Annotated in this window: 17 protein-coding genes; 5 read left to right on the top strand and 12 right to left on the bottom strand. The window is 48.3% G+C overall.

Annotated elements, in window-relative coordinates:
- Positions 1 to 12 precede the first annotated feature (12 nt).
- The 6 genes from DP923_RS05505 to aceB form a co-directional block, all read right to left on the bottom strand.
- Positions 13 to 438, bottom strand: a complete 426-nt coding sequence (locus DP923_RS05505; RefSeq protein WP_112304864.1) for a hypothetical protein — start codon at positions 436 to 438, stop codon at positions 13 to 15.
- A 6-nt stretch (positions 439 to 444) separates the two neighbouring features.
- Positions 445 to 1,311 (bottom strand): TIGR02587 family membrane protein, encoded by an 867-nt coding sequence (locus DP923_RS05500; protein WP_112304863.1) that lies wholly within the window; start codon positions 1,309 to 1,311, stop codon positions 445 to 447.
- A 218-nt stretch (positions 1,312 to 1,529) separates the two neighbouring features.
- Positions 1,530 to 2,270 (bottom strand): (Fe-S)-binding protein, encoded by a 741-nt coding sequence (locus tag DP923_RS05495; protein WP_112304862.1) that lies wholly within the window; start codon positions 2,268 to 2,270, stop codon positions 1,530 to 1,532.
- A gap of 3 nt (positions 2,271 to 2,273) precedes the next feature.
- The gene (locus DP923_RS05490; RefSeq protein WP_112304861.1) at positions 2,274 to 3,119 is read right to left on the bottom strand and encodes a hydroxymethylglutaryl-CoA lyase; all 846 of its coding nucleotides are present in this window, start codon (positions 3,117 to 3,119) and stop codon (positions 2,274 to 2,276) included.
- 701 nt (positions 3,120 to 3,820) lie between these two features.
- Complete coding sequence (gene aceA / locus DP923_RS05480; protein ID WP_112304860.1) at positions 3,821 to 5,101, bottom strand: isocitrate lyase; 1,281 nt, start codon at positions 5,099 to 5,101, stop codon at positions 3,821 to 3,823.
- 47 nt (positions 5,102 to 5,148) lie between these two features.
- Positions 5,149 to 6,747, bottom strand: coding sequence for a malate synthase A (gene aceB, locus DP923_RS05475; protein WP_112304859.1), 1,599 nt, complete (start codon positions 6,745 to 6,747; stop codon positions 5,149 to 5,151).
- A 163-nt stretch (positions 6,748 to 6,910) separates the two neighbouring features.
- On the opposite strand from aceB, the gene DP923_RS05470 reads away from it, so the two are divergent.
- The 4 genes from DP923_RS05470 to xseB all read left to right on the top strand — a co-directional run bounded on the left by DP923_RS05470 (position 6,911) and on the right by xseB (position 10,890).
- On the top strand, positions 6,911 to 8,398 hold the full coding sequence (locus DP923_RS05470; protein WP_112304858.1) for a helix-turn-helix domain-containing protein: 1,488 nt from the start codon (positions 6,911 to 6,913) through the stop codon (positions 8,396 to 8,398).
- A gap of 7 nt (positions 8,399 to 8,405) precedes the next feature.
- Entirely contained in the window at positions 8,406 to 8,936 is a 531-nt protein-coding gene (locus DP923_RS05465; protein ID WP_112304857.1) for a GNAT family N-acetyltransferase, read from the top strand.
- Between the two features lie 150 nt (positions 8,937 to 9,086).
- Positions 9,087 to 10,640, top strand: a complete 1,554-nt coding sequence (gene xseA, locus DP923_RS05460) for an exodeoxyribonuclease VII large subunit (protein ID WP_112304856.1) — start codon at positions 9,087 to 9,089, stop codon at positions 10,638 to 10,640.
- Complete coding sequence (gene xseB / locus DP923_RS05455) at positions 10,630 to 10,890, top strand: exodeoxyribonuclease VII small subunit (protein WP_112304855.1); 261 nt, start codon at positions 10,630 to 10,632, stop codon at positions 10,888 to 10,890. Before xseA ends, xseB begins: the two co-directional genes overlap by 11 nt.
- Before the next feature lie 64 nt (positions 10,891 to 10,954).
- Here xseB and DP923_RS05450 read toward each other — a convergent pair whose 3' ends face one another.
- The 6 genes from DP923_RS05450 to DP923_RS05425 form a co-directional block, all read right to left on the bottom strand.
- Positions 10,955 to 13,183 (bottom strand): bifunctional alpha,alpha-trehalose-phosphate synthase (UDP-forming)/trehalose-phosphatase, encoded by a 2,229-nt coding sequence (locus DP923_RS05450; RefSeq protein WP_112304854.1) that lies wholly within the window; start codon positions 13,181 to 13,183, stop codon positions 10,955 to 10,957.
- A gap of 250 nt (positions 13,184 to 13,433) precedes the next feature.
- Positions 13,434 to 15,704, bottom strand: a complete 2,271-nt coding sequence (gene glgB / locus DP923_RS05445) for a 1,4-alpha-glucan branching protein GlgB (protein ID WP_112304853.1) — start codon at positions 15,702 to 15,704, stop codon at positions 13,434 to 13,436.
- 4 nt (positions 15,705 to 15,708) lie between these two features.
- A complete protein-coding gene (gene treS, locus DP923_RS05440; protein WP_112304852.1) occupies positions 15,709 to 19,038 on the bottom strand; it encodes a maltose alpha-D-glucosyltransferase in 3,330 nt (1,109 codons plus the stop codon).
- Between the two features lie 27 nt (positions 19,039 to 19,065).
- Positions 19,066 to 21,087: an alpha-1,4-glucan--maltose-1-phosphate maltosyltransferase gene (locus DP923_RS05435; protein WP_112304851.1), complete on the bottom strand. Its 2,022-nt coding sequence runs from the start codon at positions 21,085 to 21,087 to the stop codon at positions 19,066 to 19,068.
- A gap of 288 nt (positions 21,088 to 21,375) precedes the next feature.
- Positions 21,376 to 22,695 carry an ABC1 kinase family protein gene (locus DP923_RS05430; protein ID WP_112304850.1) on the bottom strand — a complete coding sequence of 440 codons (1,320 nt, stop codon included), beginning with the start codon at positions 22,693 to 22,695 and terminating at the stop codon, positions 21,376 to 21,378.
- A gap of 6 nt (positions 22,696 to 22,701) precedes the next feature.
- On the bottom strand, positions 22,702 to 23,367 hold the full coding sequence (locus DP923_RS05425) for a TetR/AcrR family transcriptional regulator (protein ID WP_112304849.1): 666 nt from the start codon (positions 23,365 to 23,367) through the stop codon (positions 22,702 to 22,704).
- Between the two features lie 345 nt (positions 23,368 to 23,712).
- On the opposite strand from DP923_RS05425, the gene treZ reads away from it, so the two are divergent.
- A complete protein-coding gene (gene treZ / locus DP923_RS05420; RefSeq protein ID WP_112304848.1) occupies positions 23,713 to 25,557 on the top strand; it encodes a malto-oligosyltrehalose trehalohydrolase in 1,845 nt (614 codons plus the stop codon).

The following is a 25,557-nucleotide window of genomic DNA, read 5'->3' as shown; positions in this document are numbered from 1 at the left end:
AGTTAACACATGTTAAGGGGTTCTGTAACTTATTACATTAGCACTGACGGTATCGGCACTGGCAGGGCTTTCCGTAAAAATAACCCAGCCTGTACGCCTGGCACCGCGCGGTACAAACGGAAGCTGTAGCTCTACTTTTTCAAGTTCCTGCCCTGCTTTCTGCAGCACCACCTGTACCTTTACTTCTTCTGCCGTTGTATTTCCTTTGTTTGAGATAACTACCCGAAACCGGTTAGGCTCGTTCATGGTCGGCTCTGGCGCATACGCAAGCTGCAAATCCGGAGGCGAAGGACGATAGGTATAGGTCTTGAAACCCAGGTAACCTAAAATAGCCAGTACCAGCACAAGGCCCAGCGCAAAAACCGCCCACTCAAGCGGATTTTTAGCTTCTTCTTCCTCGAGTATTGTCCGTAGTTTCTTTTCCTTGTCTTCTGACATCAGACCTTATTTAATTAAAAGACGTGCCGCCGAAGCTCCCAGCGAGGCAAGCAGGCCCAGCACAATACACTGCGAAAATATACCCCAAAAGCTTTCGCCATCAAAACGGCCGAAAAACCAAAGTATAAATCCGGAGCCGCCCAATGCCACCAGGTAGCTCAGGCAGGTATCAAAAGTCAGTTCGTACATAAAATGCCTGGATCTTTTGCTGTTAGTGCCAGTAAAATCACTGAAATATACGATAACGATCGTTAGCAGCAGCGAAACGAGTACCATAACCAATAACTGCAGGGGTGTGGTACTATAGGCTATAATCAGTACTTCTTCGGTAGGGGCTACATTGCTGCCAATAATAAAAGCACCGCACAAGGCTAATACAGCCATTTTAAGTTTACCAGACCACTGCTCTATTTGCAGCTCATCGGCCTCTTGCTCGTCCTCATCGCTCTGGGCGCCCAGCTGCGCCGTGCCAACCGAAACACCAATAGCAACAGCCATTCCTTCAATCACCGTTTTGCCCATGATCTCCAGCAGCTCCATGCCATGCAGCTGTATGCGGTTTAGCATCAGCAAAACAAGAAAGGCGAGTACAAGGCCCAGCCCCATCTCCTCCACCGAATCGATGAAAACGCTGCGCCACGAACTGCCCGGGCGCATGCCGGCAAAACGGTTATATCCCAGCAACAACACGTAAGTAGCCAGCAGCAGCAGCATGAGCTGGCCGGGTGTAACAGAAAAACCTGCCCACCACACTTCCATGGTAAACAGTAACGGAAAACTGAACAGCAAACCGCCCGCAATACCCCGGGCATATTCTTTCAGAGAACTTTTGAGCGGTTTGTGCAAACGTAACTGCCCTTGAGCATCTGGCATAAAGTATAGCTGATTTCTGTTTAAACCTTAAATACAGTAAATCGACTATACGTACCTTGCCGGATTATGATTTTGGAAGAAATTGCGCTGAAGGCAGATTACGTATGTTCCCAAGAATTTAATAAGTATAAATCCCTGTGTTTGCGTAACCAGCTAAATACAACAAGGCCCGGCTTTGGAAGACGGGCCTTGGGTTATACTTCTCCTTTACAGGTTAATTACCAGCCACTTGCCAGCACATCCGCTATGTGCATGGTCCGGATGGGTTTCTGTTGCTTACGGATATAGGTTTCGAGGTGCATCAGGCAGCTGCTGTCTGTAGAAATAATATAATCGGCACCGGTAGCCAGTGCGTTATCTACTTTCTGCTCGGCCATCGCCGACGAAATAGCTTCGAACTTAACGGCAAACGTACCGCCAAAACCACAGCAGGTTTCGCTTTCTTCCATCTCCACCATGTCCAGGCCATGCACGTTGCGTAGTAACTCGCGCGGGCCCGCTTTTATGCCACACTCCCGCAGGGCGCTGCATGCATCGTGGTACGTAAAGGTGCCCGGCAACGTAGCACCGGGTATGCTGGTGATGCCCAATACATCGGTCAGGAACTCGGTAAATTCAAACACCTTTTTCTGCATGGCGCGGTACTTTACCAGGTTCGATGATTTCACGAAAATATCCTGGTACGAGTTGCGCACCATGCCCACACACGAAGCCGAAGGGGCTACAATATAGTGGGAGTTTTCGTTTGAGAAGTCATCCAGAAACTTAACAGCCACATCGCGTGCAGCATCAAAAAAACCGGCGTTAAAAGCGGGCTGTCCGCAGCAGGTCTGGTTGGGGTTATAGTGTACCTCGCAGCCTACGCTTTCCAGCACTTTTACCATGTTCATGCCTGTTTCCGGAAAAACCTGGTCAACGAAGCACGGTATAAAAATATCAACTACTGTTTTACTTGCCATAACTTAACTAAATACAGCGCCGGATTGCGCCAGTGCTGCCTCAAAAGCAGCTTTATCCAGGTTCAACTCAATGCCGGCGGCCTCAAAATAACCGACCATGTTTTCGGTTGGCATGTTGCCTACCAGTTCGTCTTTGGCCATCGGGCAACCGCCAAAACCACGTAACGCGCCATCAAACCGGCGGCAACCAGCCTCGTAAGCAGCTGCTACTTTTTCGAGCCAGGTGGTAGGCGTGGTATGCAGGTGCGCGCCAAATTCTATACTTCCGAAAGCCGGTATCAGGTTCTTATACAAGTATGAAATGTTCTCCTCGTTGGATACCCCGATCGTATCGGAAAGCGAAATAATTTTAATGCCCAGTTTATCCAGCTGTTCTACAAAACGGATCACGGTTTCCGCATTCCAGGGGTTGTTATACGGATTACCGAAACCCATCGAAATATACGTAACCAGCGTTTTGTTGCTTTTCTGGCAGATCTCCTGAATCTGCGCCAGTTCCTGCATCGCCTCGGCTATACTTTTGTTGGTGTTGCGCTGCTGAAACGTTTCGGAAACCGACAACGGAAAACCCAGGTAAGCAATCTCTGGGTGTTGCGCGGCCTGTTCGGCACCGCGTACATTGGCAATAATAGCCAGCAGTTTGGTGCGCGTATGCGCAAGCTCCAGTCCTGCTAAAACCTCGGTGGTATCGCTTAACTGCGGAATAGCTTTAGGAGAAACAAAACTGCCGAAATCAAGGGTATCAAACCCAACTTTGAGCAACTGGTTCAGGTAATTTATTTTGGTTTGTGTCGGAATAAAATCTTTCAGGCCCTGCATCGCGTCGCGCGGGCATTCTATTATTTTCATAGTAGTTGTCCTGTTTATAAAGCCGCCTGTAAAGCAGCCTGCCAAAGATACGAATTTACCTTAACGCCAACGCATAAACTCTATTGCTATACGTTGGTAATCCGGCTGCCAGGTTATACTTGATTTTATGATGGATCGATAAGAAAGGAACAGGATTTTTAATGCAGCGGTAGCCATAAATCTGCGTAAATACTGTCTGAACTGCTACAAATAACTATGGAAAACCTCGTCTCATACTTAACCGGATCGCTGCTGCCGCTGGATAATAAAGTAAAATAATACCTGGCCGCCGAACGTGAGATACGCCTGCTGGAAGTTGAACTGCTCCCGCTGTACCACGAAGAAAACAACCCTTAACCTGATAACTGAACTACACTTGGCACAGACCACCAGCAAGCACGACAGGAAAATGAGCAGCAACTAGAAAAACTGCTACAAGACTATCAAAAACTCAAATCCAAATTGAGCGCAATGCTGCCCGAGCGCAACAAATACGTTAAAATTAACTTAGGTTACGCCCCCAGCATGGCGGGTTATTTTGATGTGGACCCCAATACCAGAACGCCGCTGTAGGAGCCCGTACTGCGGGTTGTACATTAATTTATACTTTGGAATAAGCTGAAAAGTATACATTCAGCTATAAACTAAAAAAGCGCCTGATTCTGTATGTCAGGCGCTTTTCTGTGGTCAGGTTTATACTTTCAATGAAACTGTTCTTCTTCTGTGGAGCCTGCTAGCGCAGCCGTAGAAGCAGCACCGGCGGTAACCGTATTCTGAACGGCATCAAAATAACCGGTGCCTACAAAAGACTGGTGCCTGATCGCTTTAAAACCATCTTTAGCCAATTCAAATTCACGTTCCTGCAACTCCGAGAAACCGGCCATACCACGGTGCTTGTAAGCTTTGGCCAACTCAAACATACTGCTATTAAGCGCATGGAAACCGGCCAGCGTAATAAACTGGAATTTATAACCCATCGCCGCCAACTCCTCCCGGAACGTTTCCATTTCCTGCACGCTGAGTTTGGCTGCCCAGTTAAAAGACGGTGAACAGTTATAGGCCAGCAATTTATCCGGGTATTCGGCCAGTATGGCTTCTGCAAATTTACGGGCCTGCTCCAGGTCGGGCTTTGATGTTTCCATCCAGACCAAATCGGCATACGGCGCGTAGGCCAAACCACGTGCAATGCCTTGTTCCAAACCGCAACGAACTTTAAAAAAGCCCTCGCTGGTGCGTTGTTCATCTAAAATAAATGCATGGTCGCGCGGATCGATGTCTGAGGTTAACAAATTAGCAGCGTCCGCATCAGTACGGGCAACAAGTAACGTCGGTACGCCCATCACATCGGCGGCAAGGCGCGCTGCCACCAGTTTATTAATTGCTTCCTGGGTGGGAACCAGCACTTTACCGCCCAGGTGGCCGCACTTTTTAGCAGACGATAACTGGTCTTCGTAATGCACCCCTGCCGCACCGGCTTCTATCATCATTTTCATTAACTCGAACGCGTTCAGGTTGCCCCCAAAACCCGCTTCTGCATCTGCCACGATCGGTACCAGCCAGTCTATCTCGCCTTCGCCGGTTACAGTCTGGATCTGGTCGGCGCGCAGCAAAGCATTGTTTATTTTTTTGACTACGTTCGGTACGCTATCGGCAGGGTATAAACTCTGGTCGGGATACATGTGCCCGGAGCCGTTCGCATCTGCCGCTACCTGCCAGCCACTCAGGTAAATGGCATTCAGGCCGGCCTGCACCTCCTGCACCGCCTGATTTCCGGTGAGCGCGCCCAAGCCGGCTACATACGGTTCTGAATGCAGGAGTTTCCATAATTTTTCGGCTCCGTTCCGGGCCAGCGTATATTCAATTTTAACAGAACCCTGCAGCTTTACCACTTCTTCGGCGGTGTAGGGTCTTACAATACCTTTCCAGCGTGGGTTTTCGATCCAGTCTGTTTCGATCTTCTGTATTCTTTCTTGCTTTGTCATGGTTTTGGAGATGAGAGGTTACTATTTATACTTTGCGATGTGCATTGTTAATCCAGGTACTTATAGGCAGGCAGCGTCAGGAACTCGACAAAGCACCCGGAAAGCACCAGTTCAGAAAAGAGTTGGGAAGCGCGCTCAAAATGGCAGTTCACAAATTTTGCCAGCCCGATTTCCTCTTTAATGTTCTCGGTTTCCTCGCTTATCAGCTGCAATACCCGTTCTTCGGTTATCTCTTTTCCATCGCTGGTTTTGGTGTGCGGATGGTGAAGCCACTGCCATACCTGTGCCCGTGATATTTCGGCGGTAGCGGCATCTTCCATCAGATTATGGATCGCGGCAGCGCCTGTTCCGCAAAGCCAGTTGCCCAGGTACATGATGCCCACATTAATATTCAGCCGTAGGCCGGCTTCGGTAATTTCAGCGCCTGGTATACTAAAGTTGAGCAGGTCTTTGGCATTTACTTGTACCTCATCGCGCAGCACTTCTTTCTGGTGCGGCTTCTCTCCGAGTACTTTATCAAAGGCCTCGCGTGCAACACGTGCCAGGTCCGGGTGGGCTACCCAGGTTCCATCGAATCCGTTTTCCGCTTCAAAAGTCTTATCGGCTTTTACTTTCCCGAACGCATGCTCATTCACTTTCGGGTCGTGGCGGTTCGGAATAAAAGCAGCCATTCCGCCAATGGCATGGGCACCTCGTTTATGGCAGGTTTTAACGAGCAAGCTGGTATAAGCTTTCATAAAAGGCGCCTGCATGGTAACGGCTGTCCGGTCTGGAAAAATGATATCGGGCTGGTTCCTAAACTTCTTGATCGCACTGAAAATGTAATCCCAGCGGCCCGCATTCAGGCCAACAATATGCGGCCGCAGTTCATACAGAATCTCCTCCATCTCAAAAGCGGCGGTGATGGTTTCGATCAGAACGGTCACTTTAATGGTACCGACTGGTATGTTCAGAGCTTCCTGGGCTGCTACAAATACATCGTTCCAGAGGCGGGCTTCGAGGTGGCTTTCCAGTTTAGGCAAATAAAAGTATGGCCCTGTATTGCGGTCTAAAAGCGCGTGCGCATTATGGAAAAAGTATAATCCAAAATCAAACAGGCTGCCACTGATCGCTTTTCCATTGATGGTGAAGTGTTTTTCCGGTAAATGCCAACCACGTGGCCGTACTTTTAAAACAGCCGTTTTCTCGTTCAGACGGTAGGTTTTGCCATTTTGCACGGTCAGGTCGATGTCTCTGCGGATGGCGTCGCGCAGGTTTCGTTGGCCATCTAACAGGTTTTGCCAGGTGGGAGAAGTTGCGTCTTCAAAATCGGCCATAAAAACTTCTGCCCCTGAGTTTAAGGCATTGATTACCATCTTGCGGTCTACTGGTCCGGTAATTTCTACACGACGGTTTTGTAAATCTGCCGGTATACTTCCCACTTTCCAGTCATATGCTCTGATAGCTGCGGTTTCCGGCAGAAAATCCGGTAGTTCGCCTGCATCAATGCGCTTTTGCCGGTCTGTGCGTGCCTGCAAAAGCGCAAGCCGACGGCCATCAAACTTCTGGTGCAGCATCTCCAGAAAACTGATGGCTTCTGGTGTCAGGATGTCCTCATATCCTGGTTTATACTTAGTGTTTGTCTCGGTAGCAGTTTCTAAGATCATAAGGCAAATTGTTAATGGCTGATAGAACTATGTGTGTCTTTTTTAGGACTATACGCGAATAAAATATTTTTAGCGAAAATTCGCTAAAAATATTTTATTCGCTTTTGCTTAGTTTATCGCTAAATGTTATTTAATTGGTTATAGATTGATAGTTAGAGAAAGTATGAGACTTCAGGAAGAAGTAATCAGGTTAATTTTTGGCCTGAAAGTAAAGCAGTTACGCGCCGATAAAGGTATTTCGCTGACCGATCTGGCAGCAACGACCAACATCTCGATTTCGTATCTGAATGAAATTGAGAAAGGGAAAAAGCACCCCAAGCCAAGTAAAGCCGCTACCATTGCCGATGCTTTAGGCGTGAGTTATGATTACCTGGTATCGTTAAAGTTAAATAAGCGCCTGCAGCCTGTGGGGGAATTATTGCAATCCAATATACTTTCTGAGTTACCGCTCGAGCACTTTGGACTGGACATGAGCCGGGTGCTGGATCTATTTGCCACAGCCCCTGCTAAGTTAAGTGCGTTTGTAAACACGCTGCTCGAAATATCCCGGGCGTTTGATCTGCGGGTAGAACAGTTCTATTTTTCTGCATTGCGCTCGTACCAGGAGCTGCACGATAATTACTTTGACGATATTGAAGTAGAGGCCGAAAAGTTTCTGGAGAAATACCAACTGGATCCCGATCAGACCCTAACCTATGCGCAGCTGACCGCAGTACTGGAACAGGAATTTGGCATTACGGTAGCAGATACTATTTTTGCTAGCTGCCCGGAGCTGGCTCCGCTGCGTTCTGTTTTCGTACCTGGCCCCCAGCCCTGCCTGCAGCTAAACCCGGTTTTAACGGAGCAGCAGCGTGCCTTTGCCGTGGCCCGCGAAATAGGCTTCCAGTTTCTGCAGTTACAGCCGCGTCCTTATACTTCCACGTGGGTTAAAGTAGGCTCTTTTGAGGAAGTATTGAACAACTTTAAAGCTTCTTACTTTGCCGGTGCCTTGCTCCTGAACCGTGACAGGCTGGTGCAGGATATCAGCTTACTTTTTGCGCAACCTACCTGGCAGCCGCAGTTGTTGCTGCAGCTTATGGAAAAGCACAACACTTCTCCCGAGACTTTTCTGCAGCGGCTTACCTCGCTGCTGCCTAAATTTTTCAACATTAACCAGTTGTTTTTCCTGCGTTTTCATAAGTCGCCAAGCCAGGATAATTTTCAGCTTACCAAAGAGCTGCATCTGGCTGGCCTGCATAACCCGCACGGTTCTTTTTTACAGGAACATTATTGCCGCCGCTGGATCTCGTTAACCCTTTTTGCGGATGTAGAAATGCAACTGCAATCGGGTGCATCTTCACCTATGGTAGGTTTGCAACGCTCTTCCTATATCAACTCTACAAACGAATACCTGGTGCTGGCACTGGCCCAGCCCGCCGAAACTGCGCATGGCACCATCAGCATCGGTTTACTTATCAATGAAAACCTGCGCCATAAAATCCGTTTTCTGGATGACCCAGGTATACTTAAAAGGCTGGTAAACGAAACCTGCGAACGCTGCCCTGCCCTGGACTGCCTGGAACGTGCCGCTCCGCCGCTTATACTTGAAAAACAAGTATGGCAGGAACGTGTAACCGGTATTTTAGAGGATCTGGCTGCGAAGCAAGTATAATTTGGAAATGCTACGGGTAACTGATTTGAGCGGTAAGTTTCTGCCAGCCTTGCAGAACCTGTATGAAAGCGCTTTCCCGAAGTATGAGCGGCGGGACTTTACGGATCTGCTGGAGTTGCTCCCTAACAAAGCCATGCACATTTATGTGGCAGTGCTGGATGATGTATTTGCTGGTTTCTGTATTTTCTGGCACCTGGATGACTTCGTTTTTCTGGAGCATTTGGCCGTGGTAGAGGAATTGCGGGGCAGGCAGATCGGGCAGCAGCTCATCAAATGGCTTTCAGCACAAACCAATCAGCAAATCATACTGGAAGTTGAAATGCCAACGAACGAAGATAGCAGGCGTCGCATAACATTCTATAAACGGCTGGGTTTTATACTTCATCAGGAGGTAAAGTACGAGCAGCCGCCTTATGTAAAGGAGGGTTCACCGGTTCCTATGTTGTTGTTTTCCAGGTATCAGCCTGAAAGTAAATTTATACTTGGCAGCTATATAAAGGAAATCGAAGCGCAGGTCTATAAAGTAAATTATAAGTAGAATATCCTGAACATCAGCCTATATAGAAGTATGGTCATACCTTCATGTTAAAAAAGCTGAGCACCAACACTTTGAGAGGCCATTTCAAACGCTTATCTTGGTCTTTTTATTTGGCAGATATACTTCTGCTTTCCGGCACCTGTTCAGCACATGGCTTCAGTTATACTAAAACACGAACTTGTTTTCGAAGCGCCGCTTTCGCTCTTTGAGCTGCATAAGCAGGTTAAAGAAGAGCTGGAAATGGCGTTTCCGGATAGTTATTGGGTAGTGGCTGAAATTGCTTCCATAAACCGGCAGCAGAACAACGGCCATTGCTACGTTACGCTGGTTGATAAAGGAGCTAACGCCCGGCAAGTGCTGGCCCAGGCTAAAGCGACCATCTGGAGCTCGCGTTACCAGATGCTGAGCCGCTTCTTCGAAGACAAGACAGGTCAGCCGCTAAAGGCCGGGCTCAAGATACTGTTCCAGGCAAATGTACGGTTTCATGAGCTGTACGGCATGAGCCTGGACATTATAAACATCGACCCTAATTATACCATCGGCGACCTTGCCCGCCAACGCCAGGAAACCCTGAAACGCCTGGAAACGGAAGGCTTGCTCACACGTAACAAAGCGCACGAGTTTCCGCTGGTGCCCCAACGTCTGGCTATTGTTTCTTCGGCTACGGCGGCCGGTTACCAGGATTTTATACATCAGTTGCAGCATAACCCATTCGGCTATGCGTTCGAAACCACGCTTTTTCCGGCTACGGTGCAGGGCAATGAGGCTCCTGCTTCGGTGAGGCATGCGTTGCAGCTGATTTCAAAGTATAAATCCGGGTTTGATGCAGTTGTAATTATACGAGGTGGCGGTTCGCAGACGGATTTGAGTTGTTTTGATGATTATTCGATTGCCGCCGCTATTGCTAACTCGCCGTTGCCTGTACTCACCGGTATTGGCCACGAGCGTGACGAAAGTATAGCCGACATTGTAGCGCATACCCGGCTTAAAACACCAACCGCTGTGGCCGATTTTCTGATCGAACAGTTCCGGTCGGCAGAAGAACTGGCAGAGAATTTATTTGACAGCATCCGGATGTTTTCGGCACAACAGCTCAGCCTGACAGACGATAAGCTGGAGCGCATCAGCCTGCGGATTTCGAATCGTACCAAATCGTTTTTGCAGGATGGAAGAGATAAACTGGAGCAACTTTCGCGTGGGTTCCTGGTAAAGCCAAAATCATACCTGGAGGCTCAGAAACACGTCATCAGCAACCTGGAGCGCTGCACCGCAGCCGGCACCAAAGACCTGCTGCACGAGCGCCAGACGCAGTTAAGCGAACTGGCCGTTTGCGTGGAAGGAAAAAGTCAGCGCTACCTGCACATGAAAGAACACGAGCTGAATACGCTGGTACATTGCGTGGAAACCGAGGTAAAAGAAAAGCTCAAACAAAAACAGCTAAGCTTTACCAAGTATAACGACCGGCTGGTGTACAGTACGAGAACAAAGCTGCAGACATCACAGCACAGCCTTAATTTGCTGGAATTAAGTATAAAAGCCAACGATCCGGAAAAGCTATTGCTGCGTGGTTATACTTTAACCCTGATCAATGGCAAGATCATAAAAAGTATAAATGAAGTAAAAGACGGCGACGTAGTGGAAACCAAGTTAAAAGATGGCAACCTGCACAGCCTTGTTGTAAATATAGACCGAGATGACAGCTAAAGACCCAGACAACATGACCTACCGCGAAGCAACCCGCGAACTGGAAGAAATATTACGTGCCATTGAAAACGATGCCGTAGATGTAGATGAACTGACCCAGAAAGTACAGCGCTCGTCGCAGCTTATAAAACTGTGCAAGGAAAAACTGCGCAAAGCCGAAAAAGCCATTGACCAGGTATTTAACGAAGAAAATTGCGAAGAACCTCAGAAATTAAAAGTTGCCGATAACGACAGGGATACACTGTTTTAAAGTATAAAGTATAGCTCATTAAAAAGCCGCTCCGAAGTATAAATTCAGAGCGGCTTTTTAATTTCTACCCCATCATCATGGAGTTGCTTGCACTGGGAGGCAGCTGGTCCTGCTGTTGCCCCTGCACCAATCGGTTCAACAGGCTCCGGGTTTCCTTGCAGCTATCCAAATGGTATTTAGCTACGGATAAGGCGTTGCCCACTTTAACCGTATAGGCTTCGCGCGGCATGGCTTTAAAGATATCTTCATCGCCCCAATCCTCTCCTATCGCCAGCACAAACTCATGCGGGAACTTGTTCAGCCAGAAACTGGACGCCTTGCCTTTGTTTATTTCCTGCGCTTTAATTTCTACGGCCATCTGTCCATCCAGCACCTGCAGGTTGCTGTTAGATGCCAGGAAGTTGAGGTGGTTCACCAGTTCGCGGGCACGCATCTCGCCTAAACCTGTTTCGGCTTTGCGGTAATGCCAAACAATCGAGTATTCCTTTTCTTCGATAAAAGTACCAGGCGTACGGTCTACATACAGGTCCACAATCAGTCGGATGTCGTTTTTCCAGTCGTCCATCATGCTCATGATGGTTTGCCAACCAGTGCCGCGCTGCTTTATCCAAACGCCATGTTCTGCAATTATATCGATGTTCAGGTTGCCCAGCCAGTCCTGTAAATTGGCTCTTTCGCGGCTGCTGGCCACTACTACACGGTTTTTAGGGTCGCTGCTCAGTTTTTCCAGCAGTGTGATGAGATCCTCATCCGGGCGGGCCATCAGCGGCTTGTTCTTATAGTCCACCAAAGCACCATCATACTCTAGGAACAGTAATCTTGAGCTGGCAGAATCGTAGGCATCGCTCATCTCAAAGAAAGTAGCATCATCCAGGTACGTGGTAGCCAGCGATAACTGCTTGATTTTGACATACGACAGCCTGTTCATGAACATCGACACCCAATGATGAATATTGAAGCGTTTCAGGGTTTCCTGCATACTGTGCATATGCTGTTCCTGCTCCTCTTCCGGCATAACCAAGGCCTCATGCAGCGCATCTACCAGTTGGTTTATATCATTTGGGTTGATGAGCAGCGCATCGGAAAGCTCCTTGGAAGCACCGGCCATTTCACTCAGGATAAGGACACCTTTCTGATCCAGCTTGCTGGCAACGTACTCTTTGCAGACCAGGTTCATACCGTCGCGCATGGGTGTAACAAGTGCTACATCGGCCATACGGTAGAAAGCAGACAAAGTCTCCAACGGGTAAGAGCGGTAAAAATATTGCACCGGATTCCAGTTGATATGGCTGTAGCGCCCGTTGATGCGGCCTACCAGTTCGTCTACTTCTTCTTTCAGTTCTTTATACTTTCCGACAGCATCGCGGCTTGGCACGACCAGCATTACCAGGGTTACTTTCTCATGAAACTCAGGATACTTGGCAAGGAATTGCTCGAACGCGTGCAACCGTTGCGGTATACCTTTGGAGTAGTCGAGGCGGTCGATGGAAAGGATGATCTTTTTAGCTACCAGGTTGCCACGGTATACTTTTTCGCGTTTGATCACTTCTTCGGTGGCGGCTACTTCTGCATACTTTTCATAATCAATACCCATCGGGAAAGAGTCGATCAGCAGTGAGCGCGAACCTGTATTGATCCAGCCATGCGTGCTGCCATAGCCTATAATCCGGTTCACCGAACTCAGGAAGTGGCGCATGTCATCATACGTATGGAAACCGATCAGATCGGCACCCAGCATACCTTCCAGTATTTCACGGCGCCAAGGCAATAACCTGAAAATCTCGTAACTCGGAAACGGAATATGCTGAAAGAAGCCGATGGTGCTGTTCGGTAGCCGCTCGCGCAGCATACTTGGCAACAACAACAACTGATAATCGTGTACCCAGATGGTATCATCAGGGCCGGCCAGTTTGGCTACTTCATCACAGTATTTCTGGTTTACTGCCACATAAGTTTCCCATAATTGCTGCTCGTAAATGGCATACTGGCTGAAATAATGGAAGGTAGGCCACAGCGTTTCGTTGCTGAAGCCCTCGTAAAATTCTTTAATCTCTGTTTCGGTTAAGAAAACCGGATGCATATTTTCCTTTTTCAGGTCTTCTGCTATCCTTCCCTGCACTTCTTCCTCTTCCACCACCATGCCTGGCCACCCGATCCAGAGATTATCTCCCTGCTTGTAAATAGATCCTAAACCGGTTGCCAGGCCGCCTTCGCTTGTTTTGTAGGTAAGCATCCCATCCTTTTCCTGCAACTTAACAGGTAATCTGTTTGAAACTATGATAAGTTTTGACATGTGCTCAGGTTTATAAGCAGGCCCGCTTTAACACTACATCGGAGTTGGCTCTAATGCCTTTCTACGTATGGGAATTCCAGTTTTGGAAATTAGATATAGTTGCGCGTAGCTTAGCCTTACTCTATACGCTGATTTATTTAGTACTGTTTACCCTATATAGATATTTTAATATAAAACTGTAAGTTTTAGGTAATTAAATTTAAATGTCCGTATTTATCAAGCGTAAAAGTGATAAATACGGACATCAGAATTAAGGTAAATATTTAAAGTATAAAACCGCGAGTGGCGGCATTTTTATCTCTAAAGAGAAGTCGCGGCCATGCATTGGTTCGGCTACTGTATGCAATGTACCATTTGCGGCATAGTTGCTGCCACCAAACCTGCCATCATCGCTGTTAAATACCTGGGCCCAGTTGCCGGCAAGCGGCACGCCGATGCGGTAGTGATCGTAAACGGCAGGCGTAAAATTGCAGACTACCAGCATTTTTTCGCTTCCGTTTTGCCCGTTGCGCATAAAGCTGATAATGCTGTTGTGGCTATCGTTAAAATCGATCCACTCGAAGCCTTGCCCTTCAAAGCCATGGAAGTATAAACTAGGCTCGTTTTTATAAACGTGGTTCAGCTCTTTTACCAGTTCCTTCATTCCGGCGTGCGGCAGTTGGTCAAGTAAATGCCAGTCCAGGCTGCTGTCGTGGTTCCATTCGCGGCCTTGTGCCAGCTCGTTGCCCATAAAGAGCAACTTGGCACCTGGGTGGGCATACATGTAAGTATAAAGTGTGCGCAGGTTCGCAAATTTCTGCCAGTCGTCGCCGGGCATTTTATTGATGAGCGAGCCTTTGCCATGCACCACTTCATCATGCGATAATGGCAACATGAAGCGCTCAGCAAACGCGTAAATGATACTGAACGTGATCTCTCCCTGGTGATAACGGCGGTAAATCGACTCTCTTGAGAAATAATGAAGCGTATCGTGCATCCAGCCCATCATCCACTTCATATCGAACCCTAAGCCGCCATCTGCTACTTTAGCAGTAACACCCGGCCAGGCTGTTGATTCTTCTGCAATGGTGCGCACATCCGGGAAACGGGTATGAACAGCCTCGTTAAAGTCTTTCAGGAAAGAAATAGCTTCCAGGTTCTCTCGGCCGCCATGCTCGTTTGGTACCCACTCGTCGTGTTTACGGCTGTAGTCTAAGTATAGCATAGAGGCAACTGCATCTACACGCAGGCCATCAATATGATACTTATCGAGCCAGAACAAAGCATTGCTGATCAGAAATGAACGAACCTCGTTACGGCCATAGTTAAAGATATAACTGTTCCAGTCAGGGTGGTAGCCTTTGCGCGGGTCGGCATGCTCAAATAAATGAGTGCCATCAAAATACGCCAGTCCATGCTCATCCGACGGAAAATGCGACGGTACCCAATCGAGCAGTACGCCAATGCCATGCTGGTGCAGCACATCGATCAGGTACATCAGGTCTTCGGGTGTACCAAAATTGCTGGCTGCTGCAAAGTAACCAGTTATCTGATACCCCCACGACCCGTTGAAAGGATGGTACATAATGGGCATGAACTCGACGTGTGTGAAGCCCATTTCCTTTAGGTAAGCCGGCAGCTCCTGGGCAAGTTCGCGGTAGGTAAGCGAGCGGTTTCCTTCTTCCGGTTTGCGCCGCCACGAGCCCACATGCAGCTCATACACGCTATAGGGTTGCGGCTCAGCTTGCTGTGCGCTGCGCTGGCTCAGCCAGCTTTCGTCCTGCCAGTTGTGGTTGATATCAGCAACAATGGAGGCAGTATGCGGCGGTAATTCACGTTGAAAAGCGAACGGATCACTTTTCTCGACGTGGTATAAATGGTAACTGGATTTGATATGATACTTGTACAGCATACCAGCCGCTACACCCGGAATAAAGCCCTCCCAGATACCGGAATGGTCTGGGCGGGCCTGCAGTTGGTGGCTTTCGCGGTTCCAGCCGTTAAAATCACCGATCACAGAAACCTGCGCCGCATTGGGAGCCCAAACCGCGAAAAAAGTACCCTGCCTGCCCTGGTGGGAAATAACATGGGAGCCTAACTTTTCATACAAGGTATAATGTCGGCCTTCCCGGAACAGATGGATATCAAAATCGGTGATGTGACCTGCGTTGTAGTATACAGGTTGTTCCGGTCCGGTTGGTATGTTCTCTACAGCAGGCACTAATGCTATTTTTTTTGCCCGGCCTGGCTTGGCTGGTTTTATACTTTCCGAAGAAGTATCAATCGCCTTCTTCGACCTGCCTTTTGCTGTTGATGTAGCTGTTTGTGCATTCTCAACGGTTACTACTGTTTCGGGAGCTGCAGCCGTATCCATAATGCCCATTTCAGCAAGTGGCGCATCTGATTTTTTTGTTCGGGTACGCTTCGGTTTCTGAACTTCCAGCGGGTTTATACTTTCCGGCGTCTGTGCGCTGGAAGCCTGGCCGGAAGTTGCGCCCATTTCTGTCTGTTCGGTAGTTGTGCGTTCTTTTTTCTTAGCCATTCGTCTACTTCCTCATAATGTATTTAATACCTCTGATCGGAATAAGCACCCAATCCGGACGATTATTTAATTCATAACCCAACTCATAAATTGCTTTTTCGAGCAGGAAAGTTTGCATCAGCACTTCAAAATCATCTTCATTTGCCGGCACAAGACCGTCACTGTTTGGCAAGGTGGTACCCAAATAGCTGTGCATAAAGAAGCCGCTGGCATAATGGAACCACTGTTCGGCCCAAGTTTCGAGGTACTCGGCATCTTCTTTACGCAGACCATTGTGCTGGAACAAAGCGTTATAAGCTGCATAATGGAAAGAGCGTATCATACCGGCTACATCGCGGAGTGCGGAGCGTTTTAATCTTCGCTCACTGAACGAACGGGCTGGTTCACCTTCAAAATCAATGATATAGAAATCTTTACCCGTGAAAAGTACCTGGCCTAAATGGTAGTCGCCGTGGTTTCTGATCTTGAGTGTATCGATTTTATGGGCGAAGATCATCTTGAATTTCTCCAGAATTTCTTCGCGCATGTTCAGTACTTCTTCTGCTTCGGCCCGCACATGATCCGGCAGGTTTGGCAAGTGCTTTTTAAGGCTGTCGAAATTGCTGCGCACCAATGACGTTAAGGACGAGAACAGCGAGCGCTGGTAGTGCAACGAAAATTCTTCCGGCTTAAAATCTTTATGATCTGTGGCAGATGCCAGCGCCAAATGCATTTCTGCCGTACGGAGCCCTAAAAGTTCAACCCGCTCTACATGGGCACCACCCAACTGCATCTGAAGTTCCTCGGGTATGGTAGCAAAAGCCAACGGCCTGGCCAGCGAACCTTGCGGCGCACTAACCTCCAAGCGATCATTATTTGTTAAAATCCGCTCATAGAACCGTTTCAGGGCATCTTCCATGTAGGTCCAGGCATCTCCTTGGTTTGGTACCAGCTCCTGTAACATCACCAGCACCATCGGTAGCTTGCCTTGCTCCCGTTGCTCGATGGCACCCATAAAGCGCGGAACATGTTCAAACCCAACTTCTTCTGTCAGCATCTGCACCACTTCCATGTCCGGGTTAATAGCTCTGTCGAGTTTGCGGTATACTTTCAGGAAGAATTTGTTATCGAAAAGTATAGAAGTATTACTTTGCTCGGCACCCAGAATTTTAGACGTAATTGGCTGATCCATTGACTTAAGCACAGCGGCTACTTCGCGGTTGCTGTAGCCTTCGAGTTCGGCTGCGCCATACTTGTGTTTCCTGGCTTTCACCATGAGCTGCAGCAACAGCTGGCGGTAATCTTCGCTGTACACGGCATCATACAATATCCCTTCTTTTCCGTCGATAGAAACACGTGCGATTATACTTGCCGGGCAATGGGTCGTAAGATTTTCTTCCTGGTCGCCGGTGGCAAAGGCAACCGGCAATTGGTAAAGTTCCGGCAAGCCATCGTTGTAACTCACTTCAATCAAAAGCAGCGAAGTATAGGTTTTACCGGCAGGCAACGGCATGTTGCTAACAATCTGCATCCGCTGTATCTTACGGGCTTTGCCACCAAACCAACGCCGCTTCATGACATAAGCCGGCAGCACTTTTGTTTCGAGGGCTTTGATAGTTTTGTTGTCCAGTTCTGCTTTCAGGGAGCTGATTTGTACGGCTGCTTTCTGCGTATCCTGGCCGCCATCTGTGCCTACTTCCTGCTGTTTCAACTCTAGCCAGTAGTACCCATGTGCGCCAATCGTGAACAGGTAAGCATCTTCTTTTATACCAGGGAAGTTGTTTTTGCTGAATACCTCCATCGGCACCCGGCCTTTATACTCCTGCAGGTCCAGTTCTACGGCTTCCGGGAAGCGCGATAGGTTGGCGATAACAAGTATGGTTTCGTCCTGGTACTCGCGTATAAAGGCAAGCACTTTGGAATTGGTTGGGTTTAGGAATTTGATGGTACCACGGCCAAACGCTTTGTAACGCTTGCGCATATTAATGATGCGGCGCATCCACCAGAGCAGCGAGTTGCGGTTATGGTGCTGCGCATCCACGTTCACGGATTCATACTTATACTCGGGATCAATAATGATTGGCAAGTATAATTTCTGCGGATTGGCTTCCGAGAAACCTGCATTTCGCTCATCGCTCCACTGCATTGGGGTACGCACACCGTCACGGTCGCCGAGATAGTAGTTATCGCCCATCCCAATCTCATCGCCATAATATACCACCGGTGTGCCGCGCATCGAGAACAACAACACATTCATCAGTTCTATTTTCTGGCGGTCGTTGCCTAAAAGCGGTGCCAGGCGGTGGCGTATACCTAAGTTAATGCGGGCCAGCGGATCTTTAGTGTATACTTTATACATGTAATCGCGCTCTTCGTCGGTTACCATTTCCAGGGTAAGTTCGTCGTGGTTGCGCAGGAACATGGCCCACTGGCAGGTTTCCGGAATCTCCGGGGTCTGGTCAAAAATATCGATGATCGGGTAACGGTCTTCCATCTTCACCGACATAAACAAGCGCGGCATGATCGGGAAGTGGTAGTTCATGTGGCACTCGTCGCCGTTCCCGAAGTATGACGCCGAATCCTCGGGCCACATATTGGCTTCCGCTAAAAGCAGTTTCCCGCTATACTTGCTATCTACGTGGGCGCGCAGTTTTTTAAGGAAATCGTGCGTTTCCGGCAGGTTTTCGGAGTTTGTGTTTTCGCGCTCGAACAGGTAGGGCACAGCATCCAGTCTGAAACCATCCACGCCCAGATCGAACCAGTAATCCAGCATCTTGAACACTTCGCGCTGCATATCCGGGTTATCGTAGTTCAGGTCGGGCTGGTGATGGAAAAAGCGGTGCCAGTAATACTGCTGCGCCACAGGGTCCCAGGTCCAGTTACTTGGTTCGTAATCCGTGAAGATGATGCGGACGTCTTTATACTTGGTCGGGTCGTCGCTCCACACATAATAATCGCGGTACTTGGAGCCTTTTTTGGCTTTGCGTGCGCGCTGGAACCACGGATGCTGGTCCGAAGTATGGTTGATAACAAGCTCCGTGATCACTTTCAGCCCACGGCGATGCGCCTCTTTCACGAACAGTTTAAAGTCCTGCATATCGCCGTAACTCGGGTTTATGCTGAAATAATCTGCTATATCGTAGCCGTCGTCGCGGAGGGGCGACGGGTAAAAAGGCAGCAGCCAGATGGCCGTAACGCCCAGGTCTTCGAGGTAATCGAGCTTCTGCATCAGGCCCTTAAAATCGCCGATGCCGTCGCCGTTGCCATCTTTAAAAGCCTTGATGTGCAGCTCGTAAATAATGGCATCTTTGTACCAATGTATGTTATCGTCTAGTACGTCTTTCTCGTTTGACATAATGTGTGGTCTATCGGAAGTTATCTTTTAGTTATGTGTTTGCTGGTCTGTTGGCAGCCAGGTATCATCCAGGTTGTTGTGGCCCATGCCTTTGCTTGCTTCTTCTATCCTGAAAACGTGTACCGGCATTTCGTGCGGCCTTAGCTCTACGTAGTTCCAGTCGGTGCTCCAGGTATACTTGTGTTCGGTTAAAAGGTCGTGCACTAAGTATGGCTGGTCGGTTTCTAAGCCTAGGGCATCGGCAGGCACTTTTACCCAGCCGGCCTGCGTCTGGTGCGGGTCCAGGTTCACGACCATCAGCATCTTATTCTGGCGGGCATCATCCCATTTTCCGTAGCAGAGCAGCTGTGCATTATCGGTTTCGCCGAAGGCAATGTTCCAGGTCGTTTGCAGGGCCGGGTTCACTTTTCTGATCTTGTTGATGAGCGTAATCACTTCCCTGATCTTGGTCAGTTTGCCCCAGTCCCAGTGCATGATCTCATACTTTTCGGAGTCGAGGTATTCTTCTTTACCGGGCACCGGCGTGGCAATTCCGAATTCGTAAACCGGGCCATACATGCCGTAGTTAGACGAAAGCGTGGCCGCCATCACCAACCTCAGAATATGAGCCGCTTCGCCACCTTCCTGCAAGCCAACCGGCAGAATATCCGGTGTATTAGGCCAGAAGTTCGGTCTGAAATAATCGCGCATATCAGTTTGCGTCAGCTCTTGCATATACTCTTTCAGTTCGGCTGCGGTGTTACGCCAGGTGTAGTACGTATAGGATTGCGTGAAACCGATTTTGGCCAGGCGTTCCATTACCCGTGGCCGTGTAAAGGCTTCCGCCAGGAAAATAACCTGCGGATGCTCTTTGTGAATATCGGCGATCACCCACTCCCAGAAAGCAAAAGCTTTGGTATGCGGATTATCTACCCGGAAAATATACACGCCCTGGTTTATCCAATGCAAGAGTATACTTCTGAGTTCGATCCACAGGTTCTGCCAGTCTTCGGTTTCGAAGTTTACTGGAAGTACGTCCTGGTATTTTTTCGGTGGATTTTCAGCATACTGTACGGTGCCGTCCGGTCGCCATTTAAACCACTGCGGATGATCTTTTACGTACGGGTGGTCCTGGGAACATTGGATGGCGAAGTCAAGGGCTATTTCGATGCCATGCTCGCGGGCCACATGCACCATACTTCTGAAATCATCGAGCGTGCCTAGTTCCGGAAGTATTGCTTTGTGCCCGCCAGTGTCTGCACCAATGGCCCATGGCGAGCCAGGCTCTCCGGGCTGCGCTGATACAGCGTTGTTCTTTCCTTTGCGGTACGCGTACCCGATCGGGTGGATAGGTGGTAAGTAAATCGTATCGAAGCCCATTTCAGCAATGCGCGGCATCAGGCGTTCGCAGTCTTTAAAGGTACCGTGCTGGCCTGGCTCCTGCGCCGCCGATCTCGGAAAAAACTCATACCAGGTACTGAACAAGGCTTTGTGGCGCTCTACATCCAACTGCAACACCTGGTTGTAAATGGTTACGTTGCGGCGATCGCAGCAGGCATTCATCAGGTCGGTTACATCCTGGCTGGTGGCCAGCGTCACGGCATCGGCCGGTGAATTATTTCTATTGAGCTGATCTGCCCATTTTCGCAGTCTTTTCTGTTGGCCGGGTTTGGCTGCCGCCGCGGCTTCCTCTAATAACTGGGCGCCTATCTGCAGTTCAACGGTTATGTCCTGGTTGGCTTCAAACTTCTTTTTCAGGCCTTTCTGCCAGGTATAAAAATGATCGACCCACCCTTGTATCGTATACTCGAAACGGCCCATGGTATCCGGGGTAAAAGTAGCCTGCCAGCGGTCGTTGCCCAGAAACGCCATGGGTACTTTGTGCCAGTTTTTTTTGCGGCTATGCCTGTAGATCAGTTCCGCTTTTACTTCATCATGTCCGTCGCCGAAAACGTCGGCTGTTACTACTACCTGCTCTCCTACTACTCTTTTTGCAGGATATTTTCCGCCATCTACCTGAGGTTTTACATGCTCGATAACGACGCGCTTTGTTCCTTCCAATGCTTCCATGTACTCTTTAAGGTTTACCTCAGAATAGGTACTATGCTACCGGAATTAGGTTACAATTTATAATGCAGGAAGTATAAATCTGCAGCATTTAAAGAACTATAACAGCGTATATAATCGTTTTAAGCCAACAAATACGTTTAGGAGCTAAATGTTACATTTAATCTGAGAGCCAACAACGTCGGTTTATACTTTAGTATGAAATGCGTGTTTAACAGCTGGTATTTCCGAAGTATAAAACTGCCCTGAAAACGAAAAAGCCGTTTGAAATAAATCAAACGGCTTTTCTTTTTAGTTGAACCAGGCTGGTTTGGTGGTCTGGACTTTTGCCCTTAACTGGTTTAGCAAACTGTACAGGCCAAAGTATGTTCTGTTGATGAAAAGGCCATGCCGCGAGCCACGCGCCTGCCGCGAATTGCGGAACATTTTATCTTTCGAAACCCGCTCGCCAAGCGCATACAGCTGGTTAAAATAGGCATCATCTGCAAAGTCGAATTCCGAAGTATGGAACGGCTTGCCCAGCAACGAGATCATTTCTTTGAACACCGTTTTAAAGTATACCTGTTCTGCCGGCGTATCCTGGTCGCTGATAAATTCCTGATCCAAGAAAAGTTGGTTCAGCGCTGCTTCATCCAACAGTACATCTTTGCGGAGAAGCGAAAAGTAGCCCTGGTAAAAATCTTCCGGAATTACTTTTACGCAACCAAAATCAATCACGCCCAAGGTATTGTTTTCCTGAATAATGAAATTGCCCGGGTGCGGATCGGCGTGTACTTTTTTGAGGTTGTGTACCTGGTGGTGATAAAATTCCCAAAGCGCCTGCCCGATGGTATTTCTGGCTTCCTGCGACGGGTTGGTTTTGAGCCACTCTTTTAAATGGGCGCCTTCGAGCCAGTCCATGGTAATAATTTTCTCGCTGCTCAGTTCGGGGTAATACTGCGGAAAGTTCAGGTTTGGGATGTGGCTGCAGGCCCCCGATATTTCCTGCGACCGCCGTACTTCCAGTTTGTAATCCGTTTCTTCGAGCAACTTCCCTTCCACCTCTTCCATGTAATGATCGAGTTCTCTGGCGTTCATGTTCAGCAACCGATACGCAAACGGCCGCACCATTTTCAGGTCCGAACTTACGCTGTCGGCTACGCCCGGATACTGCACTTTTACGGCAAACGTCTTTCCACTTTTTGTTGCTCTGTGTACCTGACCGATGGAGGCTGCATTTACAGCGGAAGTGGTAAAGGTATCGAACATGGCTTCGGGCGTTTTGCCAAAAGACTTCTGAAAATTACGCACCATCAACGGGTAAGATAAAGGCGGTGCACTGTACTGGGCCATCATAAATTTATCCTGGTAAGCGCCGGGCAGCACGTTTTTATCCATAGACATCATCTGAGCAACTTTCAGCGCACTGCCTTTCAGCTCGCTCAGCGAAGTATAAATATCTTCGGCATTATTGGCATGCAACTCATCTTTGCTCAGCGATGGGTTCACCATCTTTTTGGCGTAATGCTTTATATAATTACCGCCTACTTTTGCGCCGGTGCCAATAAATTTAGAAGCGCGTTGTACTTTGGATGTGGGTATATGATTTTGTTCCTGAGGCTGATTACTCATAGAGTATTATTTAGACTGGTAAAGAAACTTGGCAAAATCGACTAACGAATCAACTGCTGTTCTGCCAATAAGATCAAACACCAGGTTCACCGATTTTTCGATGGCGGCATCTGTTCTTTCAAAAGAAAGCGAAGTATCTTTGAGCCAGAACTGAAGTATAAACAGTGTCTCTACCCAAAGCGCATCCGCATACTTATCTGAAATATACTTTCTTTCAGCGATCTGGTCGGTTGCTTTTCCTTCTGCGATCAGGTTGTTGGCAAACGCCTCGAACCTGGCTTTAAAACCTCTCAGTTCTTCGGGCATCGCCTTCCTGAAACCTTCGGGCTGCAGGTATAAAGCCAGCAGATAGCTTCTGTTCTTCTTTAATTCTTCGATCCAAGTGAAGTAGAAGGCCAGCAGTTTTTCTCTGGCCGAGTAAGTAGCGTGCACCGGCTGGGCTTCCATGCTCCGGATGGTGCGTTCGAATATCTGCTCCCACACGCCACCTTTCACGCCCAGAAACGAAGTATAATAGGTGTAAAATTCTTCTTCGCGTATGCCTAAACTCTGGGCAAACTTAAACACCGAAACAGGCTCTCTGCCAGTTTCGAGCACGTGCAGCACAAAGGCTTCTGTAATACGGGTGCGGGTATCAGGGGCAAGCAGGTTATCACTTTGTATATTTTCCATAACGTTGTCGTTTTCCAGTTCTTTAACCGCCGGAAGTATAAGATGTTTAAAGATTTATCAAGTAATACTGTAACACATTTCATTCGTATAATCGCTCCATTTATACTTTGATAAAGTATGTTTTAAGGTGGAGTGAGCGGTAAGTAAACTGATTATCATCACCTAGTATAAAACGCAGCTCTTACAAGTATCTTATACATTATTCTCAACCTGCTTTTTAGATTTTGAGCTGAATTATGTAAACCCCTAAGTATAAACCTGAATTTCATAGCTTCTGCTCAAAAACTCCGACAACCCAAACCCGCTCTTTTCAGTTAAAAACTCTGATCCAAACCTAACAAACTTATGTCGATTACCAGAGAAGTCGGGGCCAGTTACCACCCCGAAAAAGGAGTAACTTTTACCGTATGGGCACCCGAAGCCGAAAAAGTAGAAGTTCTACTGAGCAAGCCCGAAAAGAAGACCATTACCTTACAGCGCGAAGCCTTTGGCTACTGGACCGGCCTGGCCGAAGATGCAAAGCCGGGCGCAAAGTATAAATACAAATTAAACGACGACAAAGAACGCCCTGATCCTGCTTCCCAGTTTCAGCCCGACGATGTGCACGAAGCGTCTGAAGTAGTTGACCATACTTCCTTTAGCTGGACAGATGAAAACTGGCAGGCCCCGCCTTTGGAGCAACTCATTATTTACGAACTGCATGTCGGCACTTTTTCAGAAGAAGGCACATTTGAAGGGGTTATAAATAAACTGCCCGAATTAAAAGACCTGGGCATTACCGCTATCGAACTGATGCCGATCGCACAGTTTCCGGGAAGCCGCAACTGGGGCTATGATGGCGTTTACCCGTTTGCTGCACAAAGCACTTATGGCGGACCCGAAGGCCTGAAAAAACTGGTTGATGCCTGCCACGCGCAAGGTATTTCGGTGGTGCTGGATGTGGTGTACAATCACTTCGGCCCCGAAGGAAATTACCTCAACGACTTCGGCCCCTACTTTACCGAGCAGTACAATACACCCTGGGGCGCTGCTCTAAACTTCGACCAGGCCCACTCCGACCATGTGCGCAACTTCTTTTTCCAGAATGCGCTGATGTGGCTGCGCGATTACCATATAGACGCCCTTCGCCTGGATGCCGTACATGCCATTTACGATATGGGTGCCAAGCATTTCTTGCAGGAGTTACAAGAACAAGTAATCCAATTAACAGAACAAACCGGCAAACCATACTTGCTGATAGCGGAAAGCGACCAAAGCGATATACGGCTTCTTAACTCTCCAGACAAAGGCGGCTATGGCCTGGATGCGCAGTGGTTTGATGATTACCATCACGCCATCCATACGTTGATCACAGGCGAGCAGGAAGGCTATTATGAAGATTTCGGGAAACCGGCCCACCTCAAAAAAGCCCTGGAGCAAACCTTTGTCTACAACGGTTTATACTCAGAGCACCGCAAAAAAACAGTAGGCACCGATGCTACTGCTAACCCGGCGCAGCAGTTTGTGGTCTGCTCCCAAAACCACGACCAGGTAGGCAACCGCATGTTAGGCGACCGCCTGACGCAACTAGTTTCGTTTGATATGCTGAAGGTGGTGGCAGGCCTGGTTATACTTTCGCCGTACGTACCGATGCTGTTTATGGGAGAAGAATATGGCGAAGAAAACCCATTTTTATACTTCATCAGCCATTCCGATAAAGACCTGGTGAAAGCGGTACAGAAAGGACGTCGCGAAGAATTTAAAGCCTTTACCTGGCAGGGCGAAGTTCCGGACCCCCAAAGCGAAGACACCTTCAACAAATCGAAACTACAGCACAGCTATACCCAGAACGAAAAGCAAAACCAGCTGCGCGAATTCTACAAAGCTCTGATACAGCTTCGTAAAACGCACCCTGCCCTGGCCAAGCCTTCCAAAGAAAAGATGGTGGTACAACTGGATGAAGAAAACCTGGTACTGCACTTAGTACATACTGGAAACGATGAACCACTCTATTGTCTATTTAACATAAGTAACAAACCACAGACTTTTAAATCTGATGCACTGGAAGGCCAGCAAGACTGGGAGGTTATACTTGATTCGGATGATGCGAAATGGGCCGGAAATGGCGGATCAGGTAAAACATCCGTCCGCTCAACGGAAACAATTACGCTGCCTGCCAGCACGATGCTGTTACTTGGCCGTACAACATAA

It is taken from the genome of Pontibacter arcticus (genome assembly GCF_003284895.1).
In the GTDB taxonomy this organism is placed as follows: Bacteria; Bacteroidota; Bacteroidia; order Cytophagales; family Hymenobacteraceae; genus Pontibacter; species Pontibacter arcticus.
The sequence above is the reverse complement of the archived record's forward strand: the minus strand, read 5'-3'. Positions and strand labels throughout refer to the sequence as shown.